The sequence below is a fragment of the Methylobacterium sp. C1 genome (assembly GCF_001854385.1).
In the GTDB taxonomy this organism is placed as follows: domain Bacteria; phylum Pseudomonadota; class Alphaproteobacteria; order Rhizobiales; family Beijerinckiaceae; genus Methylobacterium; species Methylobacterium radiotolerans.
In genome coordinates this window covers 2786754-2812129 of sequence record NZ_CP017640.1, presented here as the reverse complement: position 1 = coordinate 2812129, position 25376 = coordinate 2786754, and the positions used below count along the sequence as shown (strand labels likewise).

Below are 25376 nucleotides of genomic sequence, written 5' to 3'. Positions count from 1 at the left end.
CATGGCCATCACCCTCCAGGCGCCGGACATCCGGGAACTCAAGCCCCGCATCACCGTCTTCGGCGTCGGTGGCGCCGGCGGCAACGCCGTCAACAACATGATCGAGTCGGGCCTGCTGGGCTGCGAGTTCGTCGTCGCCAACACCGACGCGCAGGCGCTCACCTCCTCGAAGGCCGAGCGGGTGATCCAGATGGGCCTGGGCGTGACCCAGGGCCTCGGCGCCGGCTCGCACCCGGAGGTCGGCTCGGCCGCCGCCGACGAGGTGATCGACGAGATCCGCGACCAGCTCTCCGGCGCCCACATGTGCTTCATCACCGCCGGCATGGGCGGCGGCACCGGCACCGGCGCCGCCCCGGTCATCGCCCGCGCAGCCCGCGACATGGGCATCCTGACGGTCGGCGTCGTGACGAAGCCGTTCCAGTTCGAGGGCATGCGCCGCATGCGCACCGCCGAGTCCGGCATCCAGGAGCTGCAGGCCGCGGTCGACACCCTGATCGTGATCCCGAACCAGAACCTGTTCCGGGTCGCCAACGAGAAGACCACCTTCGCCGACGCCTTCGCGATGGCCGACCAGGTGCTCTACTCGGGCGTCGCCTGCATCACCGACCTGATGGTGAAGGAGGGCCTCATCAACCTCGACTTCGCCGACGTGCGGGCGATCATGCGCGGCATGGGCAAGGCCATGATGGGTACCGGCGAGGCCTCCGGCGAGAAGCGCGCCAACCGCGCTGCCGAGGCCGCCATCGCCAATCCGCTCCTCGACGACGTGTCGATGAAGGGCGCCCGCGGCCTGCTGATCTCGATCACCGGCGGCTCGGACCTGACCCTGTACGAGCTCGACGAGGCCGCCACCCGCATCCGCGAGGAGGTCGATCAGGACGCCAACATCATCCTGGGCGCCACCTTCGACGAGAGCCTGGACGGCATCATCCGCGTGTCGGTGGTCGCCACCGGCATCGAGCCGGCCCTGATCTCGGCGAACTCGCCGAACAACCCGGCCATCGCCGAGACCGAGCAGCGCATCGCCGAGGTTGCCGAGCGCCTCGCGCGCCGAGGCCCTCGCGCGCCGCCTCGCCGGTGCCGAGCATCCGCACCGAGTCGGTCGCCCCGGCGCCGAGCTCCGCCCCGCCCCGCGCCGCTCTCGGCCCCCGAATGCGCCCAGTCGCGGATGGAGACCCGCATCGAGGCCGCCGCCCCGGTGACCCGCGACGACGTCGTGCTCGCCCCGGTCCAGGCCGCGCCGCGCGCGTCGTCGTCCCGCCCGCCGCGCGCAGCGCGTCGAGGCGGCGCCCGCCGTCGAGGCCGGCCCGTTCGTGCCGCCGCGTCCGGCCGCCCCGACGGGCACGCCGCTCGCCCGCGCCCCGCGCATGCCGCAGATCCACGAGCTGCCGCCGATCGCCCAGACGCAGATCATGGCGAACCGCGCTGCCGAGGAGACTGCCCCGGAATCCAAGCGGACCTCGCTGCTGCGCCGGCTCGCGACCGTGGGCTTCGGCGGCCGCCGCGAGGACATGGACGGCGCCCCGGCGGCCCGTCCGGCCTCGGCCGTCGCCCCGCAGCCGCACATGGGTCAGCCGCACATGGGTCAGCCTCACGTGCCGCCGGCCCCGCGCGCTCCGGCCGCGCCCGCGGTCCCGCAGTACCGCCCGGCCCAGGGCAACCTCGACGCGCAGGGCCGGGTCGCGCCTCAGCCGCGGATGATGGACGACGATCAGCTCGAGATCCCGGCCTTCCTCCGCCGCCAGGCGAACTGACCGGTCCGGGTCTCCAACACGGCCTGGGGCTGGCGGGAAACCGCCGGCCCCTTCGCGCTGCAGCAAAGCAACTCATGGTTGTTGCAGTGGTATGGTGACTTCGACAAGGCTGTGCACCGCGCCTCCCGAGCCGGGGCGCATGGTGCATCCGCGCCACAGAACGGCCGCGGGTTAGTCACGTATTAACCAACCTTTAAGCCATTGGTGAAGCAGCGCTTTGCGGTGACGGACCGCTAAGCGTGTCTGTAACAGACCGTAAGAATCCGTGATTTGGCTGCCCTGTGCGGCGCAGCTATAGAAACCATGTGATCGAGACGACACGCGGCAGGACACAACCTGATCGCGTGGGCTAGGGCATCAAGCAGCGGACGGATCAGTCAGTTTCTCCTCACCTCCAGTCGGGGTGACGGGATCTGGTCGCGCCCGGGGGCTAAGGAATGCGAACGCATAAACAGACGACCCTCAAAGGGCCGGCGACTCTCTCGGGGATCGGAGTTCACTCCGGCAACCCCGCCGAGATCACCATTCGACCCGCTCCGGCCAATCACGGCATCGCCTTCCTCCGCACCGGTACCACCCACGGCAACGATCGCCTGATCAAGGCGCATCACGCCCTCGTCTCCGCCACCGAACTCTGCACTGTCCTGGGCGACGTCGAGACCGGCGCCGTCGCCACCGTCGAGCACCTGATGTCCGCCCTCTACGGCCTGGGCGTCGACAATGCTCTGATCGAGATCGACGGCCCCGAGATGCCGATCCTCGACGGATCCGCGCTCCCCTTCGTCCAGGCGATCGACCAGATCGGGATCGCCACCTGCGACACGCCGCGCCGCTGGCTCAAGATCCTCCGACACGTCCGCATCGAGGCCGGGACCTCCTTCGCGGAGCTGCGCCCGATCGATCGCGGTTTCCGCCTCGACGTCGAGATCGATTTCGAGAGCCCGGTGATCGGCCGCTCCCGCAAGGCGATGGACCTGTCGCCCGCCACCTATCGCCGCGAGATCGCCGGCGCCCGCACCTTCGGGATGATGCGGGACGTGGAGCGCTACTGGAAGGCCGGCTTCGCCCTCGGCGCCTCGCTGGAGAACACCGTGGCGGTCGGCGAGACCGCGGTGGTCAATCCCGAGGGCCTGCGCTTCCAGGACGAGTTCGTCCGCCACAAGATCCTCGACGCCATCGGCGACCTCGCCCTGGCCGGCCTGCCGATCCAGGGCGCCTACCGCTCCTATTGCGGCGGCCACCGGATGAATGTCGGGGTGCTGTCCGCCCTCTTCGCCGACCGGGCGAACTACGCCGTCGTCGAGGCGCAGGGCTCGCGCCGCGAGACGGTGCTGTCCGAGCTCGGCGTCGGCCTCGGCATCGCCGCCTTCGCGGGCGACCTGTAGCCCCTGTGACCGGCGGGACACAGCCCGCCACCGATCCTGGCCGCCGCAGCCTTGCCGCTTTCGTGCCCGAATCGAACGGCAGGGTTTAACGGTCCGTGAACGGCGGGCACGGCCCGGGGCGGGCCGGATCCACCCACGCGATGGCATGACGGCGCGAAACGGCGCCGGTTCCGGGAAAGAGCGCCAGATGCCTGTCACCATTCGTCATCGCCGGGCAGCGGCCTTCGCGGTGCCCTTCGTGGCCGTCCTCGGCCTGGGCCTCGGCGGCTGCGACTTCGACCCGACCAGCATCTTCGCCGAGAAGTACAAGCCCGAGGTCGTGCCGGACGTCCCGGCCGACAAGCTGTACAGCGACGGCCTGGCGAAGCTCGAGGACAGCGACTACGAGGGCGCGGTCAAGAAATTCGACAATCTAGACAAGCAGTACCAGTATTCCGAGTGGTCCCGGAAGGCGCTGCTGATGACGGCCTACGCCAATTACGAGGGCCAGAAGTACGACGACGCGATCAGCGCCTCGAAGCGCTACCTGCAGCGCCACCCGGCCAGCAAAGATGCCGCCTACGCGCAGTATCTGATGGCGATGTCGAACTACAAGCAGATCCCGGACGTCACCCGCGACCAGGAACGCTCCGAGAAGGCGCTCGTCGCGCTGCAGGAGCTGGTCCAGAAGTACCCGACGTCGGAATACGCCGCGGACGCGAAGGCGAAGATCCAGATCACCCGCGACCAGCTCGCGGGCAAGGAGATGGAGATCGGCCGCTTCTACCTCGAGAAGCGCAATTTCCCGGCGGCGATCAACCGCTTCCGCGACGTGGTCGCCAAGTATCAGACCACGCGGCACGCCGAGGAGGCGCTCGAGCGCCTGACCGAGGCCTACTGGGCGCTCGGCATCACCCAGGAGGCGCAGAACGCCGCCGCGGTGCTCGGCCACAACTTCCCGGAGAGCCCCTGGTACAAGGACGCGCACGCGCTCCTGGCCCAGAACGGGGTCGAGCCCCGCGAGGAGAAGAGCTCGTTCCTCTCGAAGATCTTCCGCACCGTCACCGGCAAGACCGCCTCGGCCGAGTAGGCCGCCCGGCCCGCCCGGGGCCGGGACGCGAGAGATCGAGGCCCGGAGCCGCCGCTCCGGGCCTTTCCCATTGCGGCCCCCGGCGCGTTGCACCATCCGCGCGGTGCGACGCATTTTTGGGGTGAATCCGAGCCGCGGCGGCCTTATGTCTGCGGTCCCATCCTGAGGAATCCCCGTCGCCGCATGCTGGCGCAGCTCGCGATCCGCGACATCGTCCTGATCGACAGGCTCGAACTGAATTTCCGATCGGGGCTCAGCGTCCTGACCGGAGAGACGGGCGCGGGCAAATCGATCCTGCTCGACGCCTTCGCCCTGGCGCTCGGCGGCCGTGGCGACGGCCGTCTGGTCCGCCACGGCGAGGCGCAGGGCGCGGTCACGGCCGTGTTCGATCTGCCCCTCGATCATCCGGCGCGCCGGATCGCGGCCGAGGCCGAGATCGACACCGAGGGTGACCTGATCCTGCGCCGGACCCAGATGGCGGACGGCCGGACCCGCGCCTTCGTCAACGACCAGCCCGTGGGCGTGCAGGTCCTGCGGGCGATCGGCGCGGCCCTGGTGGAGATCCACGGGCAGCACGACGACCGGGCGCTGGCCGACCCCGCCTCGCACCGGGCGATCCTCGATGCCTTCGGCGGGCTTCAGAGCCAGCTCGCCAAGGTCGCGGCCGCGTCGCGGGCCGTGCGGACGGCCCGCACCGAGCTCGCCGAGCACCGCGCCCGCGTGGAGGCGGCCCGCAAGGAATCCGACTTCCTGCGCCACGCCGTGGAGGAGCTCGCCGCCCTCGCGCCGCTCGCGGGCGAGGAGGCCCAGCTCGCCGAGCGCCGCACGATCATGCAGCAATCCGAGAAGGTCGCGCGCGAGCTCAACGAGGCGCTCGAGGCCGTCGGCGGCCCCCATTCCGGCGTGCCGCACCTCTCGGCCGCTTTGCGCAAGCTGGAGCGGCGCGCCGCGCAGCTGCCGGCCCTGGTTGACCCGTGCGTGAACGCCCTCGACGCCGCCATGGTCGCCCTCGACGAGGCCCGCGCGGTCCTCGAGGCGGCGGTGGCCGAGACGGAGTTCGACCCCCGCGACCTGGAGCGCGTCGAGGAGCGGCTCTTCGCCCTGCGCGCCGCGTCGCGCAAGTACGATGTCCCGGCCGACGACCTCGCGGCCCTGGCGGAGCGCTACGCCGGCGACGTGGCGGCGATCGATGCCGGCGAGGCGGCGCTGGCCGGACTGGAGCAGGCGCTCGCGACGGCGGAGGCCGCCTATACCGAGGCGGCCGAGAAGCTCAGCGCCGGCCGGCGCCGGGCGGCCAAGCAGCTCGACGCGGCCGTGAAGGCCGAGCTGCCGCCGCTCAAGCTGGAGCGGGCCCGCTTCATCACCGAGATCGCCACGGACCCGGACTCCCGCGATCCGGCGGGAACCGACCGGGTCGAGTTCTGGGCCCAGACCAATCCCGGGACCAAGCCCGGCCCGATGATGAAGGTCGCCTCGGGCGGCGAGCTGTCGCGCTTCATGCTGGCGCTGAAGGTCGTGCTGGCCGACAAGGGCTCGGCTCCGACGCTCATCTTCGACGAGATCGATACCGGCGTGGGCGGCGCGGTGGCGGACGCCATCGGGATGCGGCTCGCGCGGCTGGCGGCCACCGTGCAGGTGGTGGCGGTGACCCACGCCCCCCAGGTCGCCGCGCGGGCCGAGACGCATTTCCTGATCGCCAAGGCGCCGGTGAAAGGGGCCAGCCGCGTCGCCACGCGCGTGGCGAGCCTGCCGGTCGCCGAGCGCCGGGAGGAGATCGCCCGGATGCTGGCGGGCGCCACCGTCACCGACGAGGCCCGGGCGGCCGCGGCGCGGCTCCTGCAGGGCGCCGACGCGTAGTCGGGCGACAACCTTAACCGTTGGTTGAAGGTAATGATTCGTTAACCATTCATCGTGAGAGTACGGCCATCCCGGTACCGCGGCAGGTTTGGGCGGTGGAAGGGCGGGAGGGAGCCATGAAGCCGTCAGTCGTCGAGTCCGATGGGTCTCTGCCTGCGGGACAGCCTCTGAAGCGGGTGGTCGACACCCGCCAGCTCGGCCTCACGCTCCGCACGGTCTACGAGGGCAGCGTCGACACGCAGCCGATCACCGACACGCATGTCGAGCTGCTCCTGCGCCTGCGCCAGAAGGAGCGGGAGCTGCGCCGGGCGGTCTGACCCGGCACCGCGGGCGCTACCAGCGGCGCGCGCCCGGCCGCCGACGATACTCGGCCGCGCGAATCAGCGTCAGCACCCGGTCGAGGCTCACCAGCAGCTCCGCCTCCTCGACGCGCGCCGCCGAGGCCGCCTCCGGATCGCGGCTGAATTTCTGACGGGCCTGCGCCAGCGCCAGGGCCCGCTCCACGGCTTCCCGCTCGGCGTGCAGGGCCTGCCAGGCCGGATCGGATTCCGTCGCTGCACCCACCTCGTCGCCGCCCACGATCCGCGCGTCCTTCTGCTGCCGGCTGCCGCTCCTGGCAGAGAGGAACGCGCGAGAGCCCGGAACCGTGCCGCGCCCGGGCGGAGCGCCGTGTCACCCCGCGTGTCATCCCGCGTGTCATCCGGGTGTCATCTACTTGTCGTAACCGCCCGGCCATCGGGCGGCCGGCGCTGGGTCTCTTCGGAAGATCGGCCGCAGGGCTCTGCCGCGGGCATGGGCTTGCCGGCGGAGCAGCGCAGGCTCTTGCCCGACGGCAACGGAGATTCCTTTGAGACCCTTCGCTTACGCGCTCGCCGTCGGCCTCGCGACGGTTCAGCTGGCGTCCGCGGCGCTCGCCGCCGATATCACCGGCGCCGGCGCCACGTTCCCCTTCCCGGTCTACTCCAAGTGGGCCGAGGCCTATCGCAAGGAGACCGGCTCGGGCCTCAACTACCAGTCGATCGGCTCCGGCGGCGGCATCAAGCAGATCCAGGCCAAGACGGTCGATTTCGGCGCCACGGACGCGCCCCTGAAGGCCGAGCAGCTGTCCAAGGACGGCCTCGTCCAGTTCCCGACCGTGATGGGCGGCGTCGTGCCGGTCGTGAACATCCCGGGGATCGAGCCGGGCAAGCTCAAGCTCACCGGCGACGTGCTGGCCGACATCTACGCCGGCAAGATCGCGAAGTGGAGCGATCCGCGGATCGCCAAGCTCAATGACGGGCTGAAGCTCCCCGACGCCAACATCACCCCGGTCTACCGCTCCGACGCGTCGGGCACGACCAACATCTTCACCACCTACCTGTCCCAGGTCTCCGAGCCCTGGAAGAAGGAGTACGGCGCGGCCACGACGATCTCCTGGCCGGTGGGTCAGGGCGGCAAGGGCAACGAGGGCGTCACCGCCACCGTGAAGCAGGTGCCGAACGCGATCGGCTACGTCGAGTCGGCCTACGCCAAGCAGAACAAGCTCTCCTACGCCCTGCTGCAGAACAAGGCCGGCAAGTACCCGCAGCCCGACGACAAGGCGTTCCAGGCCGCGGCCGCCAGCGCCGACTGGAAGGCCGCCCCGGGCTTCGGCATCTCGCTGACCAACCAGCCGGGCGAGGAGGCGTGGCCGATCACGGCGGCGACCTTCATCCTGGTCCACAAGGACGCCGCCGATCCGGCCAAGTCCGCCGCCGTGCTGAAGTTCTTCGACTGGGCCTACAAGAACGGCGACAAGCTCGCCACCGACCTCGACTACGTCCCGCTGCCGGACAACGTCGTCGAACTGATCCACCAGGAGTGGAAGGACGTGAAGGGCAAGGACGGCAAGCCTGTCCTCAACATGTGAGCGTGGCCGGGAGGAGGTGAGAACCTCCTCCCTCGCTTCCGGGAACGCAGCGCGCTACCACGCCCCCCTTCGCAGAGAACCGCGGATGCCCGCTTTGACCGAATCGATCGCCCTCGGCCGAACCCGTACCGCGACCGCGCGGAAGGCGCCGAGCCGGAGCCTCGACACGCTGTTCCGGACCTGCTCGTACGGCGCGGCCCTGCTGGTGCTGCTCGTGCTCGCCGGCATCCTCGGCTCGATCCTGTACGGCGGCTGGCCCGCCTTCCACGAGTTCGGCTTCGGCTTCCTGACCTCCAGCGCCTGGAACGTCGGGACCGAGCAGTACGGCGCCCTGGTCGCGGTGATCGGGACCGTCGCCTCCGCCTTCCTGGCCCTGCTGATCGGCGTGCCGGTCTCGCTGGGCATCGCGGTCTACCTGACCCAGCTCTGCCCGGGCTGGGCCCGCAAGCCGGTCGCCATGACGATCGAGCTGCTCGCCGCCGTGCCGAGCATCATCTACGGCATGTGGGGCCTGTTCGTGTTCGCGCCGCTCTTCGCGCGCTACGTCCAGATCCCGGTCTCGAACCTCGTGGAGGGCATGCCGATCGTCGGCACGCTGTTCTACGCCCGGGTACCGTCGGGCGTCGGCGTGTTCACCGCCGGGATCATCCTGGCGATCATGATCGTGCCGTTCATCGCCTCGATCGCCCGGGACATGCTCGACCAGATCCCGACCGTGCTGCGCGAGAGCGCCTACGGCATCGGCTGCACCACCTGGGAGGTCGTGCGGCACGTGCTGGTGCCGCAGGCGGCGGTCTCGATCATCGGCGCGATCATGCTCGGCCTCGGCCGGGCGCTCGGCGAGACGATGGCGGTGACCTTCGTGGTCGGCAACGCCAACCGGCTCTCGGCGTCGATCTTCGACCCGAGCTCGACCATTGCGTCGCGCATCGCCAACGAGTTCAACGAGGCGGACGGCCTCCAGCTGAACGCGCTGATGGCCCTGGGCTGCATCCTGTTCGTGATCACCTTCGTGGTGCTCATCATCGCCCGGCTGCTGACGCGCCGCGTCAAGGCCGCCTGAGGAGCACGCGCGATGGTTTCCTCCAGCACGATCGCCCCGGCCGCCCAGCGCCGCCCCGGCCGCGTCCGCCAGGGACGCCGCGTCGCCGACCGGGCCCTGCGCGTCGCCTGCACCGCCGCGACGGTGGTGGGCGCCCTGGTCCTCGGCTCGATCCTGGTGATGCTGATCGTCCAGGGCGTGCGCGGCTTCACGCCCACCCTGTTCACCAACCCGACCCCGGGCCCGGGCTCCGAGGGCGGCGGCATCGCCAACGCGATCCTGGGCAGCCTCGTGCTGACCGGGATCGGCATCCTGATCGCCACACCGGTCGGCGTCATGGCCGGGACCTTCCTCGCCGAGTACGGGCGCGGCTCGAAGCTGGCGGCCCTGATCCGCTTCCTCAACGACGTCCTGCTCTCGGCGCCGTCGATCCTGATCGGCCTGTTCGTCTACACGCTGATGGTGCGGCCGATGGGCACCTACTCGGGCTGGGCCGGCGGCGTGGCCCTGGCGATCATCGCCGTGCCGGTGATCGTGCGCACCACCGAGGACATGCTGCGCCTCGTCCCCGGAACCCTGCGGGAGGCCGGCGCGGCGCTCGGCGCGCCGCCCTCGACGGTGATCATGAGCGTGACCTGGCGGGCGGCCTCGGCCGGCATCGTCACCGGCATCATCCTGGCGCTCGCCCGCATCGCCGGCGAGACCGCGCCGCTGCTGTTCACCGCGCTCAACAACAATTCCTGGTTCTCGGCCAACCTGATGGGCGGCGTCGCGAACCTGCCGGTGATGATCTACCAGTTCGCCCTCTCGCCCTACCCGAACTGGCAGGGCCTCGCCTGGGCGGGCGCGCTCCTGATCACCGCGACCATCCTGGCGCTGTCGATCATCGCGCGCCTCGTGATCAAGCCGCAGGCCTCGCGCTGAGCCCCCTTTCGAGGACACGACGATGAACGCCGCCTCCGCGATCCCGACGGTCGAGCTGAACCGCAACCGCGCCGAAGAGGGCGGCCCCGTGCGGATCGCCGTCAAGGACCTGAACTTCTACTACGGCAGCTTCCACGGGCTGAAGGACGTCAACCTCAACTTCCACGACCGGCAGGTGACGGCGCTGATCGGCCCCTCCGGCTGCGGCAAGTCCACCCTGCTGCGCTGCTTCAACCGGATCTACAGCCTCTACCCGGAGCAGCGCGCGGAGGGCGAGATCCTGCTCGACGGCGAGAACATCCTCAGCCCCTCCGTCGACCTGAACGAGCTGCGCTCGCGCATCGGCATGGTGTTCCAGAAGCCGACGCCGTTCCCGATGTCGATCTACGACAACGTGGCCTTCGGCCTGCGCCTCTACGAGAAGCTGCCGAAATCCGAGCTCGACGGCCGGATCGAGGAATCCCTGCGCAAGGCCGCCCTCTGGGACGAGGTGAAGGACAAGCTCCGGCAGCCGGGGACCGGCCTGTCGGGCGGCCAGCAGCAGCGCCTGTGCATCGCCCGGACGGTGGCGCAGCGTCCGGAGGTGATCCTGTTCGACGAGCCGACCTCGGCCCTCGACCCGATCTCCACCGGCCGCATCGAGGAGCTGATCGAGCAGCTGCGCGACGAGTTCACCATCGTGATCGTCACCCACAACATGCAGCAGGCGGCGCGCATCTCGCAGTTCACCGCCTTCATGTATCTGGGGCAGCTCGTCGAGTTCGGTCCGACCAACCGGATGTTCATGAACCCGACGGAGCGCCGCACGCAGGACTACATCACCGGCCGCTTCGGCTAGTCTGCCGGGCCGCTCCGGTCCCGGGACCGCCGCTCGCGTCTCCGGCGCGTCGGCGGATCCGCAAACCTCCCGGAGGGCCGTCCCCGGGACCCCATCGAAGGATCCGCCATGCCCGGCCATATCGTCACCTCCTACGACACCGACCTGGAGAACCTGCGTCGCTCGATCTCGGAGATGGGCGGCGTCGCCGAGAAGATGACCGCGGAGGCGACCGACGCCCTCGTGCGCCGGGACGACACGCTCGCCCAGGCGGTGATCCTCGCCGACAAGCGCCTCGACGCGCTGCAGCGGGACATCGAGGAGCGCGCCGTGCTGCTGATCGCCCGGCGCCAGCCGCTGGCGATCGACCTGCGCGAGACCATCTCGGCGATCCGCGTCTCCGGCGATCTGGAGCGGATCGGCGACCTCGCCAAGAACGTCGCCAAGCGCGTGGTGGCGATCTCCGACCAGGCGCCGGCCCAGAAGATCGTGCTCGGCGTGCGCCACATGAGCGACCTCGCCGAGGGTCAGCTGAAGGACGTGCTCGACGCCTACGGGAGCCGCGACGTCCAGGCGGCCCACGACGTCTGGGAGCGCGACGGTGAGATCGACGCCCTGTACAATTCCCTGTTCCGCGAGCTCCTGACCTACATGATGGAGGACCCGCGCAACATCTCGTTCTGCACGCACCTGCTGTTCTGCGCCAAGAACGTCGAGCGCATCGGCGACCACACCACCAACATCGCCGAGACGATCCACTACCTCGCCACGGGCGAGACCCTGGCGGGCGACCGGCCGAAGAACGACGCGTCGAACTACGCGACGGTGGACGGACTCCAGGCGCCGTGAGCCCCCGACCCCGGCCTTCCTGCGGGCATGGCCGGGGCCAGTAACCGTGCAGGTTGAGGCCGGGCGGCGCCTCCTGCACCATCCGCGGGACCGCCGGTAGAACGAGTCGTCGAACGTGAGCATGCAAGTCCTGATCGTCGAGGACGAGGAGGCGCTGACCACGCTGCTGCGCTACAACCTGGAGGCCGAGGGCTTCCTGGTGGATTCGGCGGCGCGCGGCGACGACGCCGAGCTGCTCCTGGCGGAGCGGATCCCGGACCTCGTCCTGCTCGACTGGATGCTGCCCGGCCTCTCCGGGATCGAGCTGTGCCGCCGGATCCGGGCGCGCCGGGAGACCGAGCGCCTGCCGGTGATCATGCTCACCGCCCGGGGCGAGGAGGGCGACCGCGTCCGCGGTCTCGGCACGGGCGCCGACGACTACATCGTCAAGCCGTTCTCGGTGCCGGAACTGCTCGCCCGGATCCGCGCGCTGCTGCGCCGGGCCAAGCCCGCCCACGTCTCGGACCGGCTGGCGGCGGGCGATTTGGAGCTCGACCGCACCGGCCACCGCGTCCGTCGCGGCGGCGAGGAGCTGCATCTGGGCCCGACAGAGTTCCGGCTGCTGGAATTCCTGATGCTGGCGCCGGGCCGGGTCTTCTCCCGCGAGCAGCTCCTCGACGGGGTCTGGGGCCACGACGTCTACATCGACGAGCGCACGGTGGACGTGCATGTCGGGCGGCTGCGCAAGGCGCTGAACGGCCCGCGCCAGGCCGACCCGATCCGCACGGTCCGCGGCTCGGGCTACGCCTTCGACGAGACCTTCTCGCTCGAGGCCTGAGGCGGCCCCAAGGCGCGTCGGAGCGACAGATCGCTCCGGCGCGCCGTCTCTGCTCAGGCGCCGGGGACCGCGGACGGGTTCAGCGCGCCAGCGCCGCGCTCCGTCCCGCGGCGGCCGGCACCGCCTCCAGCGCCGCCAGGACCGTCCCCTCGGTCAGGATCTGCGGGAGCACCTGGGGCTCCCCCGTCCCGGTGTAGAGCAGGTAGAGCGGGACGCCGCTGCGCCCGTGCTTCTCCAGGAGGCGGGTGATCTCGGGGTTCTGGTTGGTCCAGTCGCCCTTCATGTAGGTCACGCCGCGCTCGGCCATCGCGGACCGCACCGCCCTGGTGTTGAGCGAGGTCGCCTCGTTGACCGCGCAGGTGATGCACCAGGCGGCGGTCATGTCGACGAAGACGGGGCGGTGCGCGTCGAGAAGGGCGTCGAGGCGCGCCTGCGTGAACGGCTCGACCCCGTCGGCGGCGGCCTGCGCCGCCGGCGCGGCGCTGCTCCGGGGCAGGGTGACGGCGAGGGAGGCGACCGCGATCAGCGCCAGCGCCGCGGCGGCCTGCGCGATCCGACCCGTCCGCGGCGCGGCGGCGCGGCCGTGCTCCCAGGCCCAGGCGGCGAAGCCCACGAGCACGAGGCCGATCAGCGCCGCCAGCTGCCCGCGCGGGTCGACCTGCTGCGCCAGCACCCAGATCAGCCACGCGACGGTGGCGTAGACCGGGAAGGCCAGCACCTGCTTGAGGGTCTCCATCCAGGCGCCCGGCCGCGGCAGTGCCCGCAGGGCCGGCGGCCAGAGGGTCAGGAGCAGGAAGGGCAGGGCGAGGCCGAGGCCGAGGCTGGCGAAGACGGCGAGCGCCACGCCGGCGCTCTGGGTCAGCGCGAAGCCCACCGCCGAGCCCATGAACGGCGCCGTGCAGGGCGTCGCCACCAGGGTGGCGAGCACGCCCGTGAAGAACGAGCCGCTCAGGCCGGCGCGCCGGGTGAGGCCGTCGCCGAGGCCGGCGAGCCGCCCGCCGACATGGACCGCGCCGGAGAGGCTCAGGCCCATCGCGAACAGCAGGTAGGCGAGCCCCGCGACCACGGCGGGCGATTGGAGCTGGAACCCCCAGCCGATCGCGGCCCCGCCGCTCTTCAGGCCGATCAGCGCGGCGGCGAGCGCCAGGAAGCTCGCCAGGACGCCGGCCGTGTAGGCGAGGCCGTGGAGCCGCAGCCGGGCCGGCCCCTCGCCCGCGTGCCGCACGAGGCTCAGGACCTTGATCGACAGGACCGGGAAGACGCAGGGCATCAGGTTGAGGATCAGGCCGCCGAGGAAGGCGAAGGCCGCGGCGGTCGCGAGGGTCAGCGCGTCGAAGTCGGAGGTTGCCGGCGCGGTCGAGGCCGGGTTCGGCGCGGTCGGGGCCTGCGCCGCGGCGGCCGGGAGCACCGGCTCGTCCCCGTACGCGAAGGCGAGCCGGCGGGTCCCGGCGGCGTCGACCTCGTCGACCGTCAGGACGCCGGGCAGCGCGGTGGGCACCGGATCGGTCGGGCTGCTCCGCGCGAGGGTCAGGTGCAGGCCGGTCTCGTCGACGGTCATCACCTGGGCGGCGGCGTTGTCGATCGCGGTCTCGGCGTAGGGGAAGTACGCGGCGTTGCGGAGCGCCTCGGGCTTGAGACCGGTCGCGGCGAAATCGAGGCGCAGGGTGTCGCCCTGGCTCGACAGGCGCAGGGGCCAGAGCGCCGGCACGGGCAGCGCGGCGCGCGCGCGCGCGAACAGCGCGGCGCTGGCCGGGTCCGGCTCGGCCTTGCCCACGGGCAGGGTCAGGGCGAGGTCGGCCGAGCCGGGCACGCACTCGGTCTCGCAGACGAGATAGGTCAGTTTCGCCTGGATCCGCACCGGGTCCGCCGGGTCGAGGCTCGGCGGCGGCGTCACCGGCACGAGGAGCGTGACCTCGCCCTCGTAGCCGTAATTCATGAGGGTCGCGATCGGGATGCGCTCCGGCGCCGGCCACCGGATCGCGCCGGCGTTGAAGCCGGCCGGCAGGGTCCAGGTCACCTCCGGGGGCAGGCCGGAATCGCCCGGATTGCGCCAGTAGACGTGCCAGCCGGGCTTGATCTGCATCCGCACGGCCAGCGTGAAGGGCTGCGCGCCGGCGACCGCGGCGGGCTCGGCCACGAGGCTCGCGCGCACGAGGTCCGCGGGCGTGCGGAAGCCCTGCGGAAACCCCTGCGCCGCGGCGGCCGAGAGGCTCGCGGCGAGGGCCAGGATCAGGATGGCGAGGCGGCGGATCATGCTGTCCCTTCGCGCGCGGGGCGGTCGCGGTTTCACGCGCGGCGTCTCTCGCCCGGCGCGGGCGTTTCCGTGGCGCCGGGTCTTACCATGGACCGCGTCCGGGGTCCCGTCCGGGGTCCCGTGCGGGGTCCCGTGCGGCCGGCTCACCCCTCCAGCGGCGCCGTCGCCCGCTCCAGCCAGTCGCGCGCGGCGGTGTCGAGCCCGGGCGCCAGGGTCTCGCGCACCCGGGCATGGTAGGCGTCGATCCAGGCCCGCTCCCCGGGTTCGAGCAGGTCCGGCCGGATCAGCCGGCGGTCGTAGGGGGCGAGCGTCAGCGTCTCGAAGCCGAGCATCGGGCGCTCGCCGCCCGCGATCGCGCGGGACTCGACCAGGACGAGGTTCTCGATCCGGATGCCGTAGGCGCCGCGGGCGTAGTAGCCCGGCTCGTTCGACAGGATCATGCCGGGCTCCAGCGCCACCGTGCCGGTCTTGGCGATCCGCTGCGGCCCCTCGTGCACCGACAGGAAGGCGCCGACGCCGTGACCGGTGCCGTGGTCGAAGTCGAGACCGGCCTGCCAGAGCGGCGCCCGCGCGAAGGCGTCGATCTGGGCGCCGGTCGTGCCGACCGGGAACACCGCCCGCGCGATGGCGACGTGCCCCTTCAGCACGCGCGTGAAGCGGTCGCGCATCTCGGGGCTCGGCGCGCCGACCGCGACCGTGCGGGTGATGTCGGTGGTCCCGTCCGGGTACTGCGCCCCGGAATCGATCAGGAACAGCTCGCCCGGCCGGACCGTCCGGTCGGTGGCGCGGCTCACCCGGTAGTGGACGATCGCCCCGTTCGGTCCGGATCCCGAGATGGTGGGGAAGGAGACCTCGCGCAGGTCGCCGCCCGCGGCCCGGAAATCCTCCAGGGCCTCGACGGCGGCGATCTCGGTGAGGCCGCCGGCCGCGGCCGCCCCGTCGAGCCAGGCGAGGAAGCGCACGACGCTCGCCCCGTCCCGGACATGGGCGGCGCGGGCGCCCGCGATCTCGGCGGCGTTCTTGACCGCCTTCATGCCGGTGATCGGGTCCTTGCCGACATCGGCCGTGCCGCCGGCGGCCTCGATCTTCTCCTTCAGGGCGACGGCGCCGGTCGACGCGTCGAGGCGGACGCGCACGCCCGCCAGGGACGCCAACCCGTCGTCCAGGTCCGCCCGCGGCAGGATCTCGGCGACCGGCGCGAGCGCGGCCCGCAGGGCCGGATCGACGTTCGGCGAGACGAGGAACAGCCGGGCCGGCCCCTCGCGCGGAAGGATCGCGTAGCCCAGCGCCAGGGGCGTGTGGCCGACGTCGGCCCCGCGCAGGTTGAAGGCCCAGGCGAGATTGTGCGGGTCGGAGATCACCAGGGCGTCGCAGCCGCCCTCGGCGAGCGCCGCCCGGATCCGGCCGAGCTTGTCGGCGGACGCCTCGCCGCACAGCGCGTCCGGGTGGACCACCACCGGTCCGGCCGGCGGCCGCGGCCGCCCGGCCCAGACCGCGTCGACGAGGTTCGGCACCGCCCGCACCGCGCCGCCGGCGCGGGTCACGGCCCGCTCCAGGCGCGCCAGACCGTCCGGCGTGTGCAGCCACGGATCGTAGCCGAGCACCTGATCGCGCCGCAGGTTGGCGCCGATCCAGGCCTCCGGCGTCGTTTCGGCGAGCGGTACCACCGTGACGAGGCCGGTATCGACCTGCTCGGGCGCCTGCAGGGTGTAGCGCCCGTCGACGACCAGCGCCGCCGACTCCATCAGGATCACGGCCGTCCCGGCCGAGCCGGTGAAGCCGGTGAGCCAGGCGAGCCGTTCGGCGTCGGCGGGAACGTATTCGGACTGGTGCTCGTCGGCCCGCGGCACGACGAAGCCGTCGAGCCCGGTCTCGCGCAGGGCCGCCCGCAGCGCCTCGATCCGCTCGGCGCCCTTCCGGTGGCTCGGGTCGTCGAAGCTCTGGAAGCGCTGACGCGGTCGGGACGTGCGGGTCTCGGTCATCCGCGGAGCCTAGCGCCCGCCGCTCCCGCGTCGCAACACCCTGTTCTCACGACAAAGAGTCGGTCGGAGGTCGGTTGCGGTGCTTAAAAATCGTTAGCAATCTTATCACGCCGCGGATTTTCGCTTATTACTCAGACATGCCCCGCCGCGTTTACTACCGGATCAGCGACAGACCCGACGGCCGCTTCGACGCCGTCGTGACGATCGAGCCCGACACGGTGGTCCGCCGCGACGGTTTCGACTCGCTCGCCGAACTCGAGGAGTGGATCGACGGCCTGCGCGCGCTGATGGCGGCGCTCGGCGCGCCCGTGTCACAGGTGGACACGGCGGGGGCGCCGGCCGAGACCGCGGACGAGCCGGATCGGCCGGGCCGGCTGCGCACCGCGCGCTGATCAGCCGTTCGTGACCGGCAGGTCCGGCGCGCGATCCGCGGGCGCGCCGTCGTAGCCCTCGATCCACGCTCGGCGCGCGGGCGAATCGGCCGGATAGGGGCAGGCATCCTTGGGACGGCCCCACGCCCGGGCGCGGGCGCCCTCGGCGATCGGGTCCGCGGGCGGATCGTGGAGCGACGTCTGGCTCATGGCCGGACAACACGCCGGCGCGCGCGGAGTTCTGGGCGGTTCCGCGCGGTTCAGCGCCGCGGACGCGGTGCCGCACCGCCGCGCGTCAGGACAAGGGCGACCCACCCCTCGATCACGCCGCGCCGCACGAGGGAGAAGCCCTGGAGGCGGTAGGCGGAGAGCACGCCGGGCACGTCGCGCTCGATCAGGCCCGACAGGACCAGCACACCCTCGGTGGCGACGACCCGCGCCAGCGTCGGCGCGAGGAGCCTGAGGGGCCGGGCCAGGATGTTGGCGAAGACGAGATCGAAATGGCGCGACCGGTCGGCGAGGCGGTGGCGGACCCCGGGCCCCTCGTAGAGCTTGAGATAGGGGCCGAGCCCGTTGGCGCGGGCGTTCTCGCGGGCCGTGCGCACGGCCTCCGCGTCGAGGTCGCCGGCCACCACGGGTTGCCGCAGGGCCCTGGCGGCCGCGAAGGCGAGGATCCCGGTCCCGGTACCGACGTCGAGGACGTGGACCGGGCGCCGGCGCTTGAGCTCCGAGACCAGGGCGCGGAGGCAGCCCAGGGTCGTCCCGTGATGCCCGGTGCCGAAGGCGAGGGCGGCCTCGATCTCGATGGCCAGATCATTGCCCCGGACGGAGTCGCGGTCGTGCGCGCCGTGGACGAGGAACCGGCCGGCCCGGACCGGCTTCAGGCCCTCCAGCGACGCGCGCACCCAGTCCTGCTGCGCGATCGTGCGGAATTCCGCCGCGTCGGCCGCGTCGCCGATGACCGGGCGGATCAGCGCGCGGATGTAGTCCTCGTCGGGCGCGTCCGCGAAATAGGCCTCCAGGCGCCACGTGCGCCCGTCCTCGTCCTCGAAGGCCGCCACCGCGGTCTCCGTGGGATCGAACATCTCGCCCAGCAGGTCGGTCATCGCGCGGGCCGAGCGTTCGTCGGTCAGCAGACGCAGGACGTGGGACGGGCGGTGGGGCGGCAGGCCTTCGAGCATGGTGCCCGGCTGTAACGCCGGGCCGGGCCGCAGCCCAGGGGCTGACGCGAAAAAATACGGGCCCGGCAGGGGCGGGGCGGCGGAGCGGACCGGCGGCCCGACCCGTTGTTGCCGGACAGTCACAAGCGCCAATACTTATCTTTCCCGCGACCCAAAGCAGTGTCCACAGCCACTGCGTGTGCTTAAACAATCTCGGCTTCCCCAAGGCCAGACCCTCAACTCGGGCGCGCCGCTCGTTCCGGAGCGGCGCGCCGGTTTTGACAGACGATCGTGCCGCCATGACCGCGCCTCTCCTCATCAGCGTCGCCTTCGCGGCCGTGACCACGGCCGCGGCCACGCTCTGGGCGGTGCTGGTCGCGAACGGCATGAACGGCCTGCCGGAGACGCGCCCGACCGAGCGGCACGACATCCGCACCTGGTGAGGTCGCGCCCTCAGATTCGCGCGAGCGGGTGCCCAGGAATGCGGCAGGATGGTCGCGCGTTAACCAAATGATGTACCGCAGCCGCGGAACCGGCCGCTGACAGCGGCGTTTTTGCCGGCTTTTTACGTGAATCACGATTGAGCAGGGTGCGTACAGCGTGACCAAGTCCCGGCGTTCCGGCCCCCGCGGGCCCGTGGTCGTCAACGGTGCGGCCGTGCCTGCCCGACCGCGCGAGCGGATCTTCGGCGGCCCCGCACCGGACGGGCCCATCCCGGGCCATCTCCTCGTCCTGCTGAGCCGCCTGCATCGGGCAGAGGCCGAGCCCAAGGACCGGCAAGAGGCCGAGCTCGGCTGACGTGACGGGAGCCGCGCCACCCCTCGGGGCGGCCGGCCCTTGGCCCAGTGTCCGCGCGCGCCTATGATCCCCGTCGTTCCCCGCCGTATATAGCGGGTCGCGACCGGGAGTTCCCACCGATGCCCCTGACCCGACGGATCCTGGTCGCCGGCGCGCTCGCGGCCCTGACCCTCGCGCCGACGGACAGGGCCGCGCGAGCGGACGCGCCGGTCGTCGTGTTCGCGGCCGCGAGTCTCAAGAACGCCCTCGACGACGCCGCCGCCGCCTGGACGAAGGCGACCGGCAAGACCGCGCGGATCTCCTACGCCGGCTCGAACGCCCTCGCGAAGCAGATCGAGGCGGGAGCGCCGGCGGACCTGTTCATCTCGGCCGACCTCGCGTGGATGGATTACGTCGACCGGGCCGGGCTGCTGAAGGCCGGCTCGCGGATCGACCTCCTGCGCAACGCCCTGGTGCTGATCGCCCCGGGGCCGAAGGACAGCGCCTCGGATCCGCAGGTGGCCCTGGCGCCGAACCTCGGCACCACGCTGACGCGGATACTCGGCGGCGGGCGGCTGGCGATGGCGACGATCGACGCCGTTCCCGCCGGCAAGTACGGCAAGGCCGCCCTAGAGAAGCTCGGCGCCTGGGACGCCGTGAAGGGGCAGGTCGCCCAAGCCGAGAACGTGCGCGCCGCCCTCCTGCTGGTCGCCCGGGGCGAGGCGCCGCTCGGCATCGTCTACGCCACCGACGCGGCCGCGGACCCGAGCGTCCACGTGGTCGCGACCTTCCCGGCCGACAGCCACCCGCCGATCGTCTATCCGGCGGCGGTGACCCGGGAGTCGCGCAACCCGGATGCCGGGACGCTGCTCGGCTACCTGCGCGGCCCGGAGGCCCGGGGCTCCTTCGAGCGCCAGGGCTTCACGGTGGTCGCGCAGCCCGGCGCCAGCCAGTAGCGGCGCGCCGCCCCCTTGCTCGGCCTCACGCCGGACGAGTGGACCGCCGTCGGCCTGAGCCTGCGGGTGGCGACGGTGGCGACGCTCGCGAGCCTCGTGCCCGGGCTCGCCGTGGCGTGGCTGCTGGCGCGGCGCCGGTTTCCCGGCCGCGCCCTGCTGGACGGGCTGGTCCACCTGCCGCTGATCCTGCCCCCGGTCGTGACCGGCTACCTGCTGTTGCTGGCCTTCGGCCGGCGCGGCCCGCTCGGCGCGCCCCTCGCCGAGATCGGCGTGGTCTTCTCCTTCCGCTGGACCGGGGCGGCGCTGGCCTGCGCGGTGATGGGTTTCCCGCTCATGGTGCGGGCGATGCGGCTGTCGATCGAGGCCGTGGACCGGCGCCTGGAGCAGGCGGCCGGGACCTTGGGCGCGAACCCCTTCGCGGTGTTCCTGACGATCACGCTGCCGCTCAGCCTGCCCGGCTGCCTCGCGGGGGCCGTGCTGGCCTTCGCCAAGGCGATGGGGGAGTTCGGCGCGACCATCACGTTCGTGTCGAACATCCCGGGCGAGACCCAGACGCTGCCGTCGGCGATCTACACGCTGACGCAGGTCCCCGGCGGAGAGGGGCCGGCCCTGCGCCTCACCCTGATCTCGATCGCGCTGTCGGTCACGGCGCTGCTGGTCTCGGAATTCCTGGCGCGGCGGGCCGGTCGGCGCCTGGGGGCGGGCTGAATGGCGACCGATCCGGGGCGGGACGCCCGCTCAGGCATACGCGTAGGGACCGCCCTGCTGCAGCGCCCGCCGGTAGGCCGGCCGGGCGTGGATGCGCGCGAGCCAGTCCGCGACGCGCGGGCCCGCGCCCGTGCCGCGCGCCGCGAAGGCCTCCAGCGGGAAGCTCATCAGGATGTCGGCCGCGGTGAAGTCGGCGCCGCAGAAATAGGGTCGGCCGGCGAGCTCCGCCTCCCAGAAGGCCGCGTGCCGGCGCAGGTCCGGATCGACGAAGCCCCGCAGCACCGTGTCGGCGATCCGGCGGACGAGGGGCCGCAGCGGCCAGGGGCTACCCGGCGCCAGCCGCCCGAAGACGAGCTTCAGCAGCAGCGGCGGCATCGCCGAGCCCTCGGCGTAATGCGACCAGTAGACGTAGCGCCGCCGCTCCTCCGTCCCGGGTCCGGGCACCAGCCGCGCGCCGGCGAGATCCGTCAGGTAGGCGACGATCGCGCCGGTCTCGGCGACCACCGTCCCGCCGTCGGTGATCACCGGCGCCTTGCCCAGCGGGTGGACAGCCAGGAGTTCGGGGGGCGCGCGCAGGGTCCGCGGATCGCGGGCGTAGCGGATCACGCGGTAGGGCAGCTCCAGTTCCTCCAGCAGCCAGAGCACGCGCTGCGAGCGGCTGTTCTCGAGGTGGTGGACCGTGATCATCGCGGGCAAGTCCGGGCCGGCGCCGGGACGCGCCGGGGCTCCTGTTACGCGAGTCTGTCCGCGTGAGCATCCAGGTCGACGTCCAGCTCCGGCGCGGCGCCTTCGCGCTCGCGGCCGCCTTCGAGGCCGGGCCGGGGCTGACCGCCCTGTTCGGGCGCTCGGGCTCGGGGAAGACCACGCTGATCGACCTGATCGCCGGCCTCGCGCGGCCGGACCGGGGCCGGATCGTCGTCGGCGGCACCCCGTGGGTCGACACCGCGTCCGGCCTGGTCCTGCCGTCGCACCGGCGCCAGGTCGGCGTGGTGTTCCAGGACGCGCGGCTGTTCCCGCATCTCAGCGTCCGGACCAATCTCGGCTACGGCCGGGTCTTCGCGCGGCGCGGCGCCGACCCGGCGGCCTTCGCGGCCGTGACCGACATGCTCGGCATCGACCATCTCCTCGACCGGCGGCCCGCGGGACTCTCGGGCGGCGAGCGCCAGCGGGTGGCGATCGGTCGCGCGCTGCTGGCGAGGCCGCGCCTCCTGCTGATGGACGAGCCCCTCGCGGCCCTGGACGAGGCCCGCAAGGCCGAGATCCTCCCCTACATCGAGCGCCTGCGCGACGAGGCCGGCGTGCCGATCCTCTACGTCAGCCACGCCGTGTCCGAGGTGGCCCGGCTCGCCAACACGGTGATCGTGCTGGAGGCCGGGCGGGTGGCCGCAGCCGGTCCCGCGGAGACGATCCTGCGCCGCGCCGATCTCGTGCCGATCCACGAGGCCGAGGCCGGCGCGCTCCTCGACATGGTCGTCGAGGCCCTCGACGCCGCCACCGGGCTCACGCGCCTGACGGGCGCCGCCGGGCGCCTGCTGGTGCCGGGCCTGTCGCGCCCGGCCGGGACGCGGCTGCGGGTCCGCATCCCCGCGCGGGACGTGCTCGTCGCCACCGAGCCTCCCCGCGGCCTCAGCGCGCGCAACGTGCTGGCCGGCCGGATCTGCGGCCTGACGGCCGCGGGTGCCGAGACGGCGGTGGAGATCGACTGCAACGGCGCCCGTCTCGTGGCGCGCGTGACCGGCGCGGCCGTCCGCGACCTCGGCCTCGCGCCGGGACGCGAGGTCCACGCCATCATCAAGAGCGCGTCCTTCGACCCCGCCGGGATCGGCCTGCTGCGGCCGCCGCGGGCGATCTGAGACCGCGACGATGCGCAGCGGCAACGGGCAGGCCGCGCGAGACGCGGCCGCGGCGTGCTGTGCTCGCTTTGGTTGCATAGTCTAGTATCAAAACAACCATTAGTTAGAACATCGCCGTCACGATGGGCCGTGCAGTGGTCGTGCTGCGCGAGTCGCGGAGGGCGATGCGATGGGCATGCGGCGCTTGCGTCGGCGGAGCGCGCCGAGCGGTTGGACCTGCCGGCGCGGCAGTTCCGCGGTGGAGTTCGCCCTGGTGGCGCCCGTGCTGTTCCTGCTCTTCGCCGGGATCGCGGTGTTCGGGATCTGCCTCGGGGCCGCCCACAACCTCCGCCAGATCGCCGCCGAGGCGGCCCGCGCCTCCGTGGCGGGCGTCACCGATGCCGAGCGCGCGAACCTCGCCCAGACCATGGTGAACCGGAGCCTGAGCGCCGGCGCGATGTTCCGGCCGGGCAGCGTCGTCGTGCAGGTCGGGCCGGATCCCAGCGACGCGACGGTGTACACGGTCACCGTCACCCTCGACGCCTCGACGCTCGGCATCAACGTCTTCGCGCGCCTGCTGCCGATGCTCCCGACGGTGCTGCGCAGCAGCGTCAGCGTCCGGAAGGGCGGCCTGTGACCGGCCCGGGCGGGCGCCTGCTGCGCTTCGGGGCCGCGCGCGGCGGCAACGTCGCGATCCTGGTGGCGCTCGGCAGCGCCATGCTGATGGGGGCGGGCGCGGTCGGGATCGATCTCGGGCTGGTCTTCCAGGCGCGGCGCAAGGCGCAAGGGGCGGCGGACATCGCCGCCATGCTGGCGGCCGTCGATCCGAGCCAAGCCGACACGGTCGCCCGCCGGTCGCTCAGCGACAACGGCTACGGTGCCGCGACCGCCACGGTCGCGCCCGGCAGCTACGACGCCAGCACCAGGGGCGTCGCTCCGGGCGGCCGGTTCAGCGCCGGCGGAAGCCCCGCGAACGCGGTGCGGGTCGGCCTCTCGACCTCGGTCCCGGTGACCTTCGGCCGGGCGATCGGCCTGCCCGCGGCGGTGCCACTGCGGGTGACCGGCACCGCCGCGAGCGCGCAATTCGCGGCCTTCACGATCGGATCCGGCACCCTGAGGCTCGAGGGCGGCATCGCCAACGCCCTGCTCGGTGCCTTGCTCGGGGCCAGGCTGTCGCTCAGCGTCAGCGACTACGATGCCCTGGCCAGCGCCCGCGTCGACGGGCTGCGCGTCCTGGACTCGCTCGGGGCGAGCCTCAACATGCAGGCCGCGAACTATACCGACATCGTCCAGGCGAATGCCAGCGTCGGTCAGCTGCTGATGGCGATCCGGGCCGCCGCGTCGGACAATGGCAGCGCGGCGTCGGCCCTGTCGGGGATCCTCAACGCCCTGCCGAACGCCGGAAACCTCGTCGCGATCGGTCAAGTGGACGGGCTCGGCGACGCCGCCGCGCTGGCGCCGCCCCGGGGCTTCGCCGGCCCCTCCCTCAACGTGCTGAACCTCCTGGGCGCCGCCGCCTCCCTGGCGAACGGCCAGAACCAGGTGGCGGTCGATCTCGGAGCCACCGTGCCGGGACTGCTCTCGACCCGGCTGACCCTGGCGATCGGCGAGCGCAAGCGCAGCTCGGGCTGGGTCCGGCCGGGCAGCCAGAACGCCACCGTTCAGACGGCGCAGACCCGGCTGCTGATCGAGACCACCGTCACGGCGCCGCTCGGGCTCGGGACGCTCTCCCTGCCGGTCTACGCGGAAGTCGCACCGGCGCAGGCGACCCTGCGGTCGCTCAGCTGCGCCGGGTCCGGAGGACGCAAGGTCACCCTCGACGCGCAGACCGGACTGGCGACGCTGGCCGTCGCCCAGATCCCGCGCGCCGCGATCACGGGGGGCAGCGCGGGCCCCGACCTGTCGCAGCCGGCCTCCCTGATCGCCCTGCCGCTGGTCAACGTCTCCGGGCGGGCCCACGCGACGCTCGGCACCGCGTCGCAGACCCTCGTGTTCTCGGACGCCGACATCGCCAACCACACCGTGCGCACGGTCGCCTCGGGCAACTTGACCCAGTCGCTCACCGGCAGCCTGCTGCGCAACCTCGTGCTGAACATCGACGGCCTCGGCGTGCCGCCGCTGCTCCAGTCGGCCCTGACGACGACGCTGGGCACTGTGACCCCGGGGATCGACCTCGTGCTCGACACCGTCCTGCGCAGCCTCGGCCTGCGTCTGGGCTACGCCGATCTCGGCGTCGACGGCACCCTCTGCAACCAGGCCGTGCTGGTGCAGTGAGCCGGGCCGGACGGTCCGGCGGGACGCGGCAGCCCCGCTCAGTGGCCGCCGCGGCGCGCGCCGGTCGCGGAGGCCTTGGCGATGCGCCGGCCGAGGTGCAGCAGCAGCATGTCGATGAGGAGTTGAAGCTCGGAATCCGCCACGCCCTCGAGGGCGTCGCGGCATTCGAGGGCGCGGTCCACCGCCCGCGCGAGCGGGTCCGCGGGCTCGGCCGCCGCGTGCGCAGCCGCGTGCGCCGCCGACGGCTCGTCGGTCACGTCGATGATGACGCCGTGCCCGAGGCGCCGGCTCGACGCGCCCGTCGGGATCCGGCCGCGGTCGAGGATCCGGCGGACCTGACCCGAGGGCGACAGCGTCCGGTACTCGGCCACGAACAGGCCGCCGCGCTCGCGCACCGCCTTGAACTGCCGCACCACGGCCGGCCGATCCTCGGGATGGACGCAGGCCTTGGCGACCGAGAGCGGGAGGGGGCGTCCGGCCAGTCCGGGATCGCCGGCCAGCACCTCGGCGGCGCCGGCGTCGAGGACGCAGCGCTCGGCGCGCGGCGACCACGACCACGTGCCGATGATCCCGGAGGCGTCGAGGGCGGCCGAGAGATCGACTGGCCGGGGGCGGGGGCCCTGGATTGCATCGGCAATCATGGGCGAACTCCGGTTGCAG

25 protein-coding genes and 1 pseudogene are annotated in these 25376 nt (G+C 72.5%); 19 read left to right on the top strand and 7 right to left on the bottom strand.

Annotated elements, in window-relative coordinates; genetic code table 11:
• The first annotated feature begins 1 nt into the window (after position 1).
• The 5 genes and pseudogenes from ftsZ (at position 2) to BKE41_RS13010 (ending at position 6382) form a co-directional block, all read left to right on the top strand.
• Positions 2 to 1754 (top strand): annotated as a pseudogene (ftsZ, locus tag BKE41_RS13030) (cell division protein FtsZ).
• A 437-nt stretch (positions 1755 to 2191) separates the two neighbouring features.
• Positions 2192 to 3139, top strand: coding sequence for a UDP-3-O-acyl-N-acetylglucosamine deacetylase (lpxC, locus tag BKE41_RS13025; RefSeq protein WP_012319317.1), 948 nt, complete (start codon positions 2192 to 2194; stop codon positions 3137 to 3139).
• A 187-nt stretch (positions 3140 to 3326) separates the two neighbouring features.
• Positions 3327 to 4208 (top strand): outer membrane protein assembly factor BamD, encoded by an 882-nt coding sequence (locus BKE41_RS13020; protein WP_012319316.1) that lies wholly within the window; start codon positions 3327 to 3329, stop codon positions 4206 to 4208.
• A gap of 183 nt (positions 4209 to 4391) precedes the next feature.
• Positions 4392 to 6065: a DNA repair protein RecN gene (recN, locus tag BKE41_RS13015; RefSeq protein WP_024830023.1), complete on the top strand. Its 1674-nt coding sequence runs from the start codon at positions 4392 to 4394 to the stop codon at positions 6063 to 6065.
• A 116-nt stretch (positions 6066 to 6181) separates the two neighbouring features.
• The gene (locus tag BKE41_RS13010) at positions 6182 to 6382 is read left to right on the top strand and encodes a hypothetical protein (RefSeq protein WP_070999514.1); all 201 of its coding nucleotides are present in this window, start codon (positions 6182 to 6184) and stop codon (positions 6380 to 6382) included.
• Positions 6383 to 6398: 16 nt separating this feature from the next.
• Here BKE41_RS13010 and BKE41_RS13005 read toward each other — a convergent pair whose 3' ends face one another.
• Positions 6399 to 6644: a hypothetical protein gene (locus BKE41_RS13005; protein WP_024830025.1), complete on the bottom strand. Its 246-nt coding sequence runs from the start codon at positions 6642 to 6644 to the stop codon at positions 6399 to 6401.
• Positions 6645 to 6912: 268 nt separating this feature from the next.
• Here BKE41_RS13005 and pstS point away from each other — a divergent pair, with 268 nt between their 5' ends.
• From pstS to phoB, 6 genes are all read left to right on the top strand, one after another.
• Positions 6913 to 7953, top strand: coding sequence for a phosphate ABC transporter substrate-binding protein PstS (gene pstS / locus BKE41_RS13000; RefSeq protein WP_012319312.1), 1041 nt, complete (start codon positions 6913 to 6915; stop codon positions 7951 to 7953).
• 85 nt (positions 7954 to 8038) lie between these two features.
• Positions 8039 to 9016, top strand: coding sequence for a phosphate ABC transporter permease subunit PstC (gene pstC / locus BKE41_RS12995; protein ID WP_070999512.1), 978 nt, complete (start codon positions 8039 to 8041; stop codon positions 9014 to 9016).
• 12 nt (positions 9017 to 9028) lie between these two features.
• Positions 9029 to 9919: a phosphate ABC transporter permease PstA gene (pstA, locus tag BKE41_RS12990; protein ID WP_012319310.1), complete on the top strand. Its 891-nt coding sequence runs from the start codon at positions 9029 to 9031 to the stop codon at positions 9917 to 9919.
• A 22-nt stretch (positions 9920 to 9941) separates the two neighbouring features.
• Entirely contained in the window at positions 9942 to 10757 is an 816-nt protein-coding gene (pstB, locus tag BKE41_RS12985) for a phosphate ABC transporter ATP-binding protein PstB (protein ID WP_012319309.1), read from the top strand.
• Between the two features lie 108 nt (positions 10758 to 10865).
• Positions 10866 to 11585, top strand: coding sequence for a phosphate signaling complex protein PhoU (phoU, locus tag BKE41_RS12980; RefSeq protein WP_063110152.1), 720 nt, complete (start codon positions 10866 to 10868; stop codon positions 11583 to 11585).
• A 121-nt stretch (positions 11586 to 11706) separates the two neighbouring features.
• Positions 11707 to 12402 carry a phosphate regulon transcriptional regulator PhoB gene (phoB, locus tag BKE41_RS12975; protein WP_012319307.1) on the top strand — a complete coding sequence of 232 codons (696 nt, stop codon included), beginning with the start codon at positions 11707 to 11709 and terminating at the stop codon, positions 12400 to 12402.
• Positions 12403 to 12481: 79 nt separating this feature from the next.
• Here phoB and BKE41_RS12970 read toward each other — a convergent pair whose 3' ends face one another.
• The gene (locus BKE41_RS12970) at positions 12482 to 14656 is read right to left on the bottom strand and encodes a protein-disulfide reductase DsbD domain-containing protein (protein ID WP_199825841.1); all 2175 of its coding nucleotides are present in this window, start codon (positions 14654 to 14656) and stop codon (positions 12482 to 12484) included.
• Positions 14657 to 14799: 143 nt separating this feature from the next.
• Positions 14800 to 16638: an aminopeptidase P family protein gene (locus BKE41_RS12965; protein ID WP_024830028.1), complete on the bottom strand. Its 1839-nt coding sequence runs from the start codon at positions 16636 to 16638 to the stop codon at positions 14800 to 14802.
• A gap of 137 nt (positions 16639 to 16775) precedes the next feature.
• Between BKE41_RS12965 and BKE41_RS12960 the strand changes: the two genes are divergently transcribed.
• Positions 16776 to 17030 carry a hypothetical protein gene (locus BKE41_RS12960; RefSeq protein WP_070999511.1) on the top strand — a complete coding sequence of 85 codons (255 nt, stop codon included), beginning with the start codon at positions 16776 to 16778 and terminating at the stop codon, positions 17028 to 17030.
• Here the strand turns inward: BKE41_RS12960 and BKE41_RS12955 are convergent, their stop codons facing one another.
• Both BKE41_RS12955 and BKE41_RS12950 read right to left on the bottom strand, forming a co-directional pair.
• Positions 17031 to 17219: an Rmf/CrpP family protein gene (locus BKE41_RS12955; protein ID WP_070999510.1), complete on the bottom strand. Its 189-nt coding sequence runs from the start codon at positions 17217 to 17219 to the stop codon at positions 17031 to 17033.
• A 50-nt stretch (positions 17220 to 17269) separates the two neighbouring features.
• Entirely contained in the window at positions 17270 to 18190 is a 921-nt protein-coding gene (locus tag BKE41_RS12950; RefSeq protein ID WP_024830030.1) for a 50S ribosomal protein L11 methyltransferase, read from the bottom strand.
• 278 nt (positions 18191 to 18468) lie between these two features.
• Here BKE41_RS12950 and BKE41_RS31640 point away from each other — a divergent pair, with 278 nt between their 5' ends.
• The 4 genes from BKE41_RS31640 to modB all read left to right on the top strand — a co-directional run bounded on the left by BKE41_RS31640 (position 18469) and on the right by modB (position 20610).
• A complete protein-coding gene (locus BKE41_RS31640; protein ID WP_164891278.1) occupies positions 18469 to 18612 on the top strand; it encodes a hypothetical protein in 144 nt (47 codons plus the stop codon).
• Positions 18613 to 18826: 214 nt separating this feature from the next.
• Positions 18827 to 18967, top strand: a complete 141-nt coding sequence (locus tag BKE41_RS12945; protein WP_244633107.1) for a hypothetical protein — start codon at positions 18827 to 18829, stop codon at positions 18965 to 18967.
• Positions 18968 to 19086: 119 nt separating this feature from the next.
• Positions 19087 to 19902, top strand: coding sequence for a molybdate ABC transporter substrate-binding protein (gene modA, locus BKE41_RS12940; RefSeq protein ID WP_070999509.1), 816 nt, complete (start codon positions 19087 to 19089; stop codon positions 19900 to 19902).
• Positions 19903 to 19917: 15 nt separating this feature from the next.
• Positions 19918 to 20610 carry a molybdate ABC transporter permease subunit gene (gene modB, locus BKE41_RS12935; protein WP_012319298.1) on the top strand — a complete coding sequence of 231 codons (693 nt, stop codon included), beginning with the start codon at positions 19918 to 19920 and terminating at the stop codon, positions 20608 to 20610.
• A gap of 30 nt (positions 20611 to 20640) precedes the next feature.
• Here the strand turns inward: modB and BKE41_RS12930 are convergent, their stop codons facing one another.
• Positions 20641 to 21297, bottom strand: coding sequence for a glutathione S-transferase (locus tag BKE41_RS12930; RefSeq protein WP_043073738.1), 657 nt, complete (start codon positions 21295 to 21297; stop codon positions 20641 to 20643).
• A gap of 62 nt (positions 21298 to 21359) precedes the next feature.
• Between BKE41_RS12930 and modC the strand changes: the two genes are divergently transcribed.
• The 3 genes from modC (at position 21360) to BKE41_RS12915 (ending at position 24716) form a co-directional block, all read left to right on the top strand.
• On the top strand, positions 21360 to 22463 hold the full coding sequence (gene modC / locus BKE41_RS12925) for a molybdenum ABC transporter ATP-binding protein (RefSeq protein ID WP_070999508.1): 1104 nt from the start codon (positions 21360 to 21362) through the stop codon (positions 22461 to 22463).
• 175 nt (positions 22464 to 22638) lie between these two features.
• A complete protein-coding gene (locus tag BKE41_RS12920) occupies positions 22639 to 23079 on the top strand; it encodes a TadE/TadG family type IV pilus assembly protein (protein WP_244413241.1) in 441 nt (146 codons plus the stop codon).
• Entirely contained in the window at positions 23076 to 24716 is a 1641-nt protein-coding gene (locus BKE41_RS12915; protein WP_070999506.1) for a TadG family pilus assembly protein, read from the top strand. The genes BKE41_RS12920 and BKE41_RS12915 overlap by 4 nt, the downstream gene beginning before the upstream one ends.
• 38 nt (positions 24717 to 24754) lie before the next feature.
• Here BKE41_RS12915 and BKE41_RS12910 read toward each other — a convergent pair whose 3' ends face one another.
• Complete coding sequence (locus BKE41_RS12910) at positions 24755 to 25357, bottom strand: PAS domain-containing protein (RefSeq protein ID WP_029360635.1); 603 nt, start codon at positions 25355 to 25357, stop codon at positions 24755 to 24757.
• Positions 25358 to 25376 lie beyond the last annotated feature (19 nt).

Bases quoted from the DNA above. Each gene is read 5' to 3' on its own strand.
- pstB (WP_012319309.1), top strand. From the start codon at position 9,942: ATGAACGCCGCCTCCGCGATCCCGACGGTCGAGCTGAACCGCAACCGC.
- BKE41_RS12955 (WP_070999510.1), bottom strand. From the start codon at position 17,219: ATGAGCCAGACGTCGCTCCACGATCCGCCCGCGGACCCGATCGCCGAG.
- lpxC (WP_012319317.1), top strand. From the start codon at position 2,192: ATGCGAACGCATAAACAGACGACCCTCAAAGGGCCGGCGACTCTCTCG.
- BKE41_RS13010 (WP_070999514.1), top strand. From the start codon at position 6,182: ATGAAGCCGTCAGTCGTCGAGTCCGATGGGTCTCTGCCTGCGGGACAG.
- BKE41_RS31640 (WP_164891278.1), top strand. From the start codon at position 18,469: ATGACCGCGCCTCTCCTCATCAGCGTCGCCTTCGCGGCCGTGACCACG.
- pstC (WP_070999512.1), top strand. From the start codon at position 8,039: ATGCCCGCTTTGACCGAATCGATCGCCCTCGGCCGAACCCGTACCGCG.
- phoU (WP_063110152.1), top strand. From the start codon at position 10,866: ATGCCCGGCCATATCGTCACCTCCTACGACACCGACCTGGAGAACCTG.
- phoB (WP_012319307.1), top strand. From the start codon at position 11,707: ATGCAAGTCCTGATCGTCGAGGACGAGGAGGCGCTGACCACGCTGCTG.
- recN (WP_024830023.1), top strand. From the start codon at position 4,392: ATGCTGGCGCAGCTCGCGATCCGCGACATCGTCCTGATCGACAGGCTC.
- BKE41_RS12970 (WP_199825841.1), bottom strand. From the start codon at position 14,656: ATGATCCGCCGCCTCGCCATCCTGATCCTGGCCCTCGCCGCGAGCCTC.
- BKE41_RS12920 (WP_244413241.1), top strand. From the start codon at position 22,639: ATGCGGCGCTTGCGTCGGCGGAGCGCGCCGAGCGGTTGGACCTGCCGG.
- BKE41_RS12910 (WP_029360635.1), bottom strand. From the start codon at position 25,357: ATGATTGCCGATGCAATCCAGGGCCCCCGCCCCCGGCCAGTCGATCTC.
- BKE41_RS12965 (WP_024830028.1), bottom strand. From the start codon at position 16,638: ATGACCGAGACCCGCACGTCCCGACCGCGTCAGCGCTTCCAGAGCTTC.
- modA (WP_070999509.1), top strand. From the start codon at position 19,087: ATGCCCCTGACCCGACGGATCCTGGTCGCCGGCGCGCTCGCGGCCCTG.
- pstA (WP_012319310.1), top strand. From the start codon at position 9,029: ATGGTTTCCTCCAGCACGATCGCCCCGGCCGCCCAGCGCCGCCCCGGC.
- BKE41_RS12950 (WP_024830030.1), bottom strand. From the start codon at position 18,190: ATGCTCGAAGGCCTGCCGCCCCACCGCCCGTCCCACGTCCTGCGTCTG.
- BKE41_RS13020 (WP_012319316.1), top strand. From the start codon at position 3,327: ATGCCTGTCACCATTCGTCATCGCCGGGCAGCGGCCTTCGCGGTGCCC.
- BKE41_RS12930 (WP_043073738.1), bottom strand. From the start codon at position 21,297: ATGATCACGGTCCACCACCTCGAGAACAGCCGCTCGCAGCGCGTGCTC.
- BKE41_RS12960 (WP_070999511.1), top strand. From the start codon at position 16,776: ATGCCCCGCCGCGTTTACTACCGGATCAGCGACAGACCCGACGGCCGC.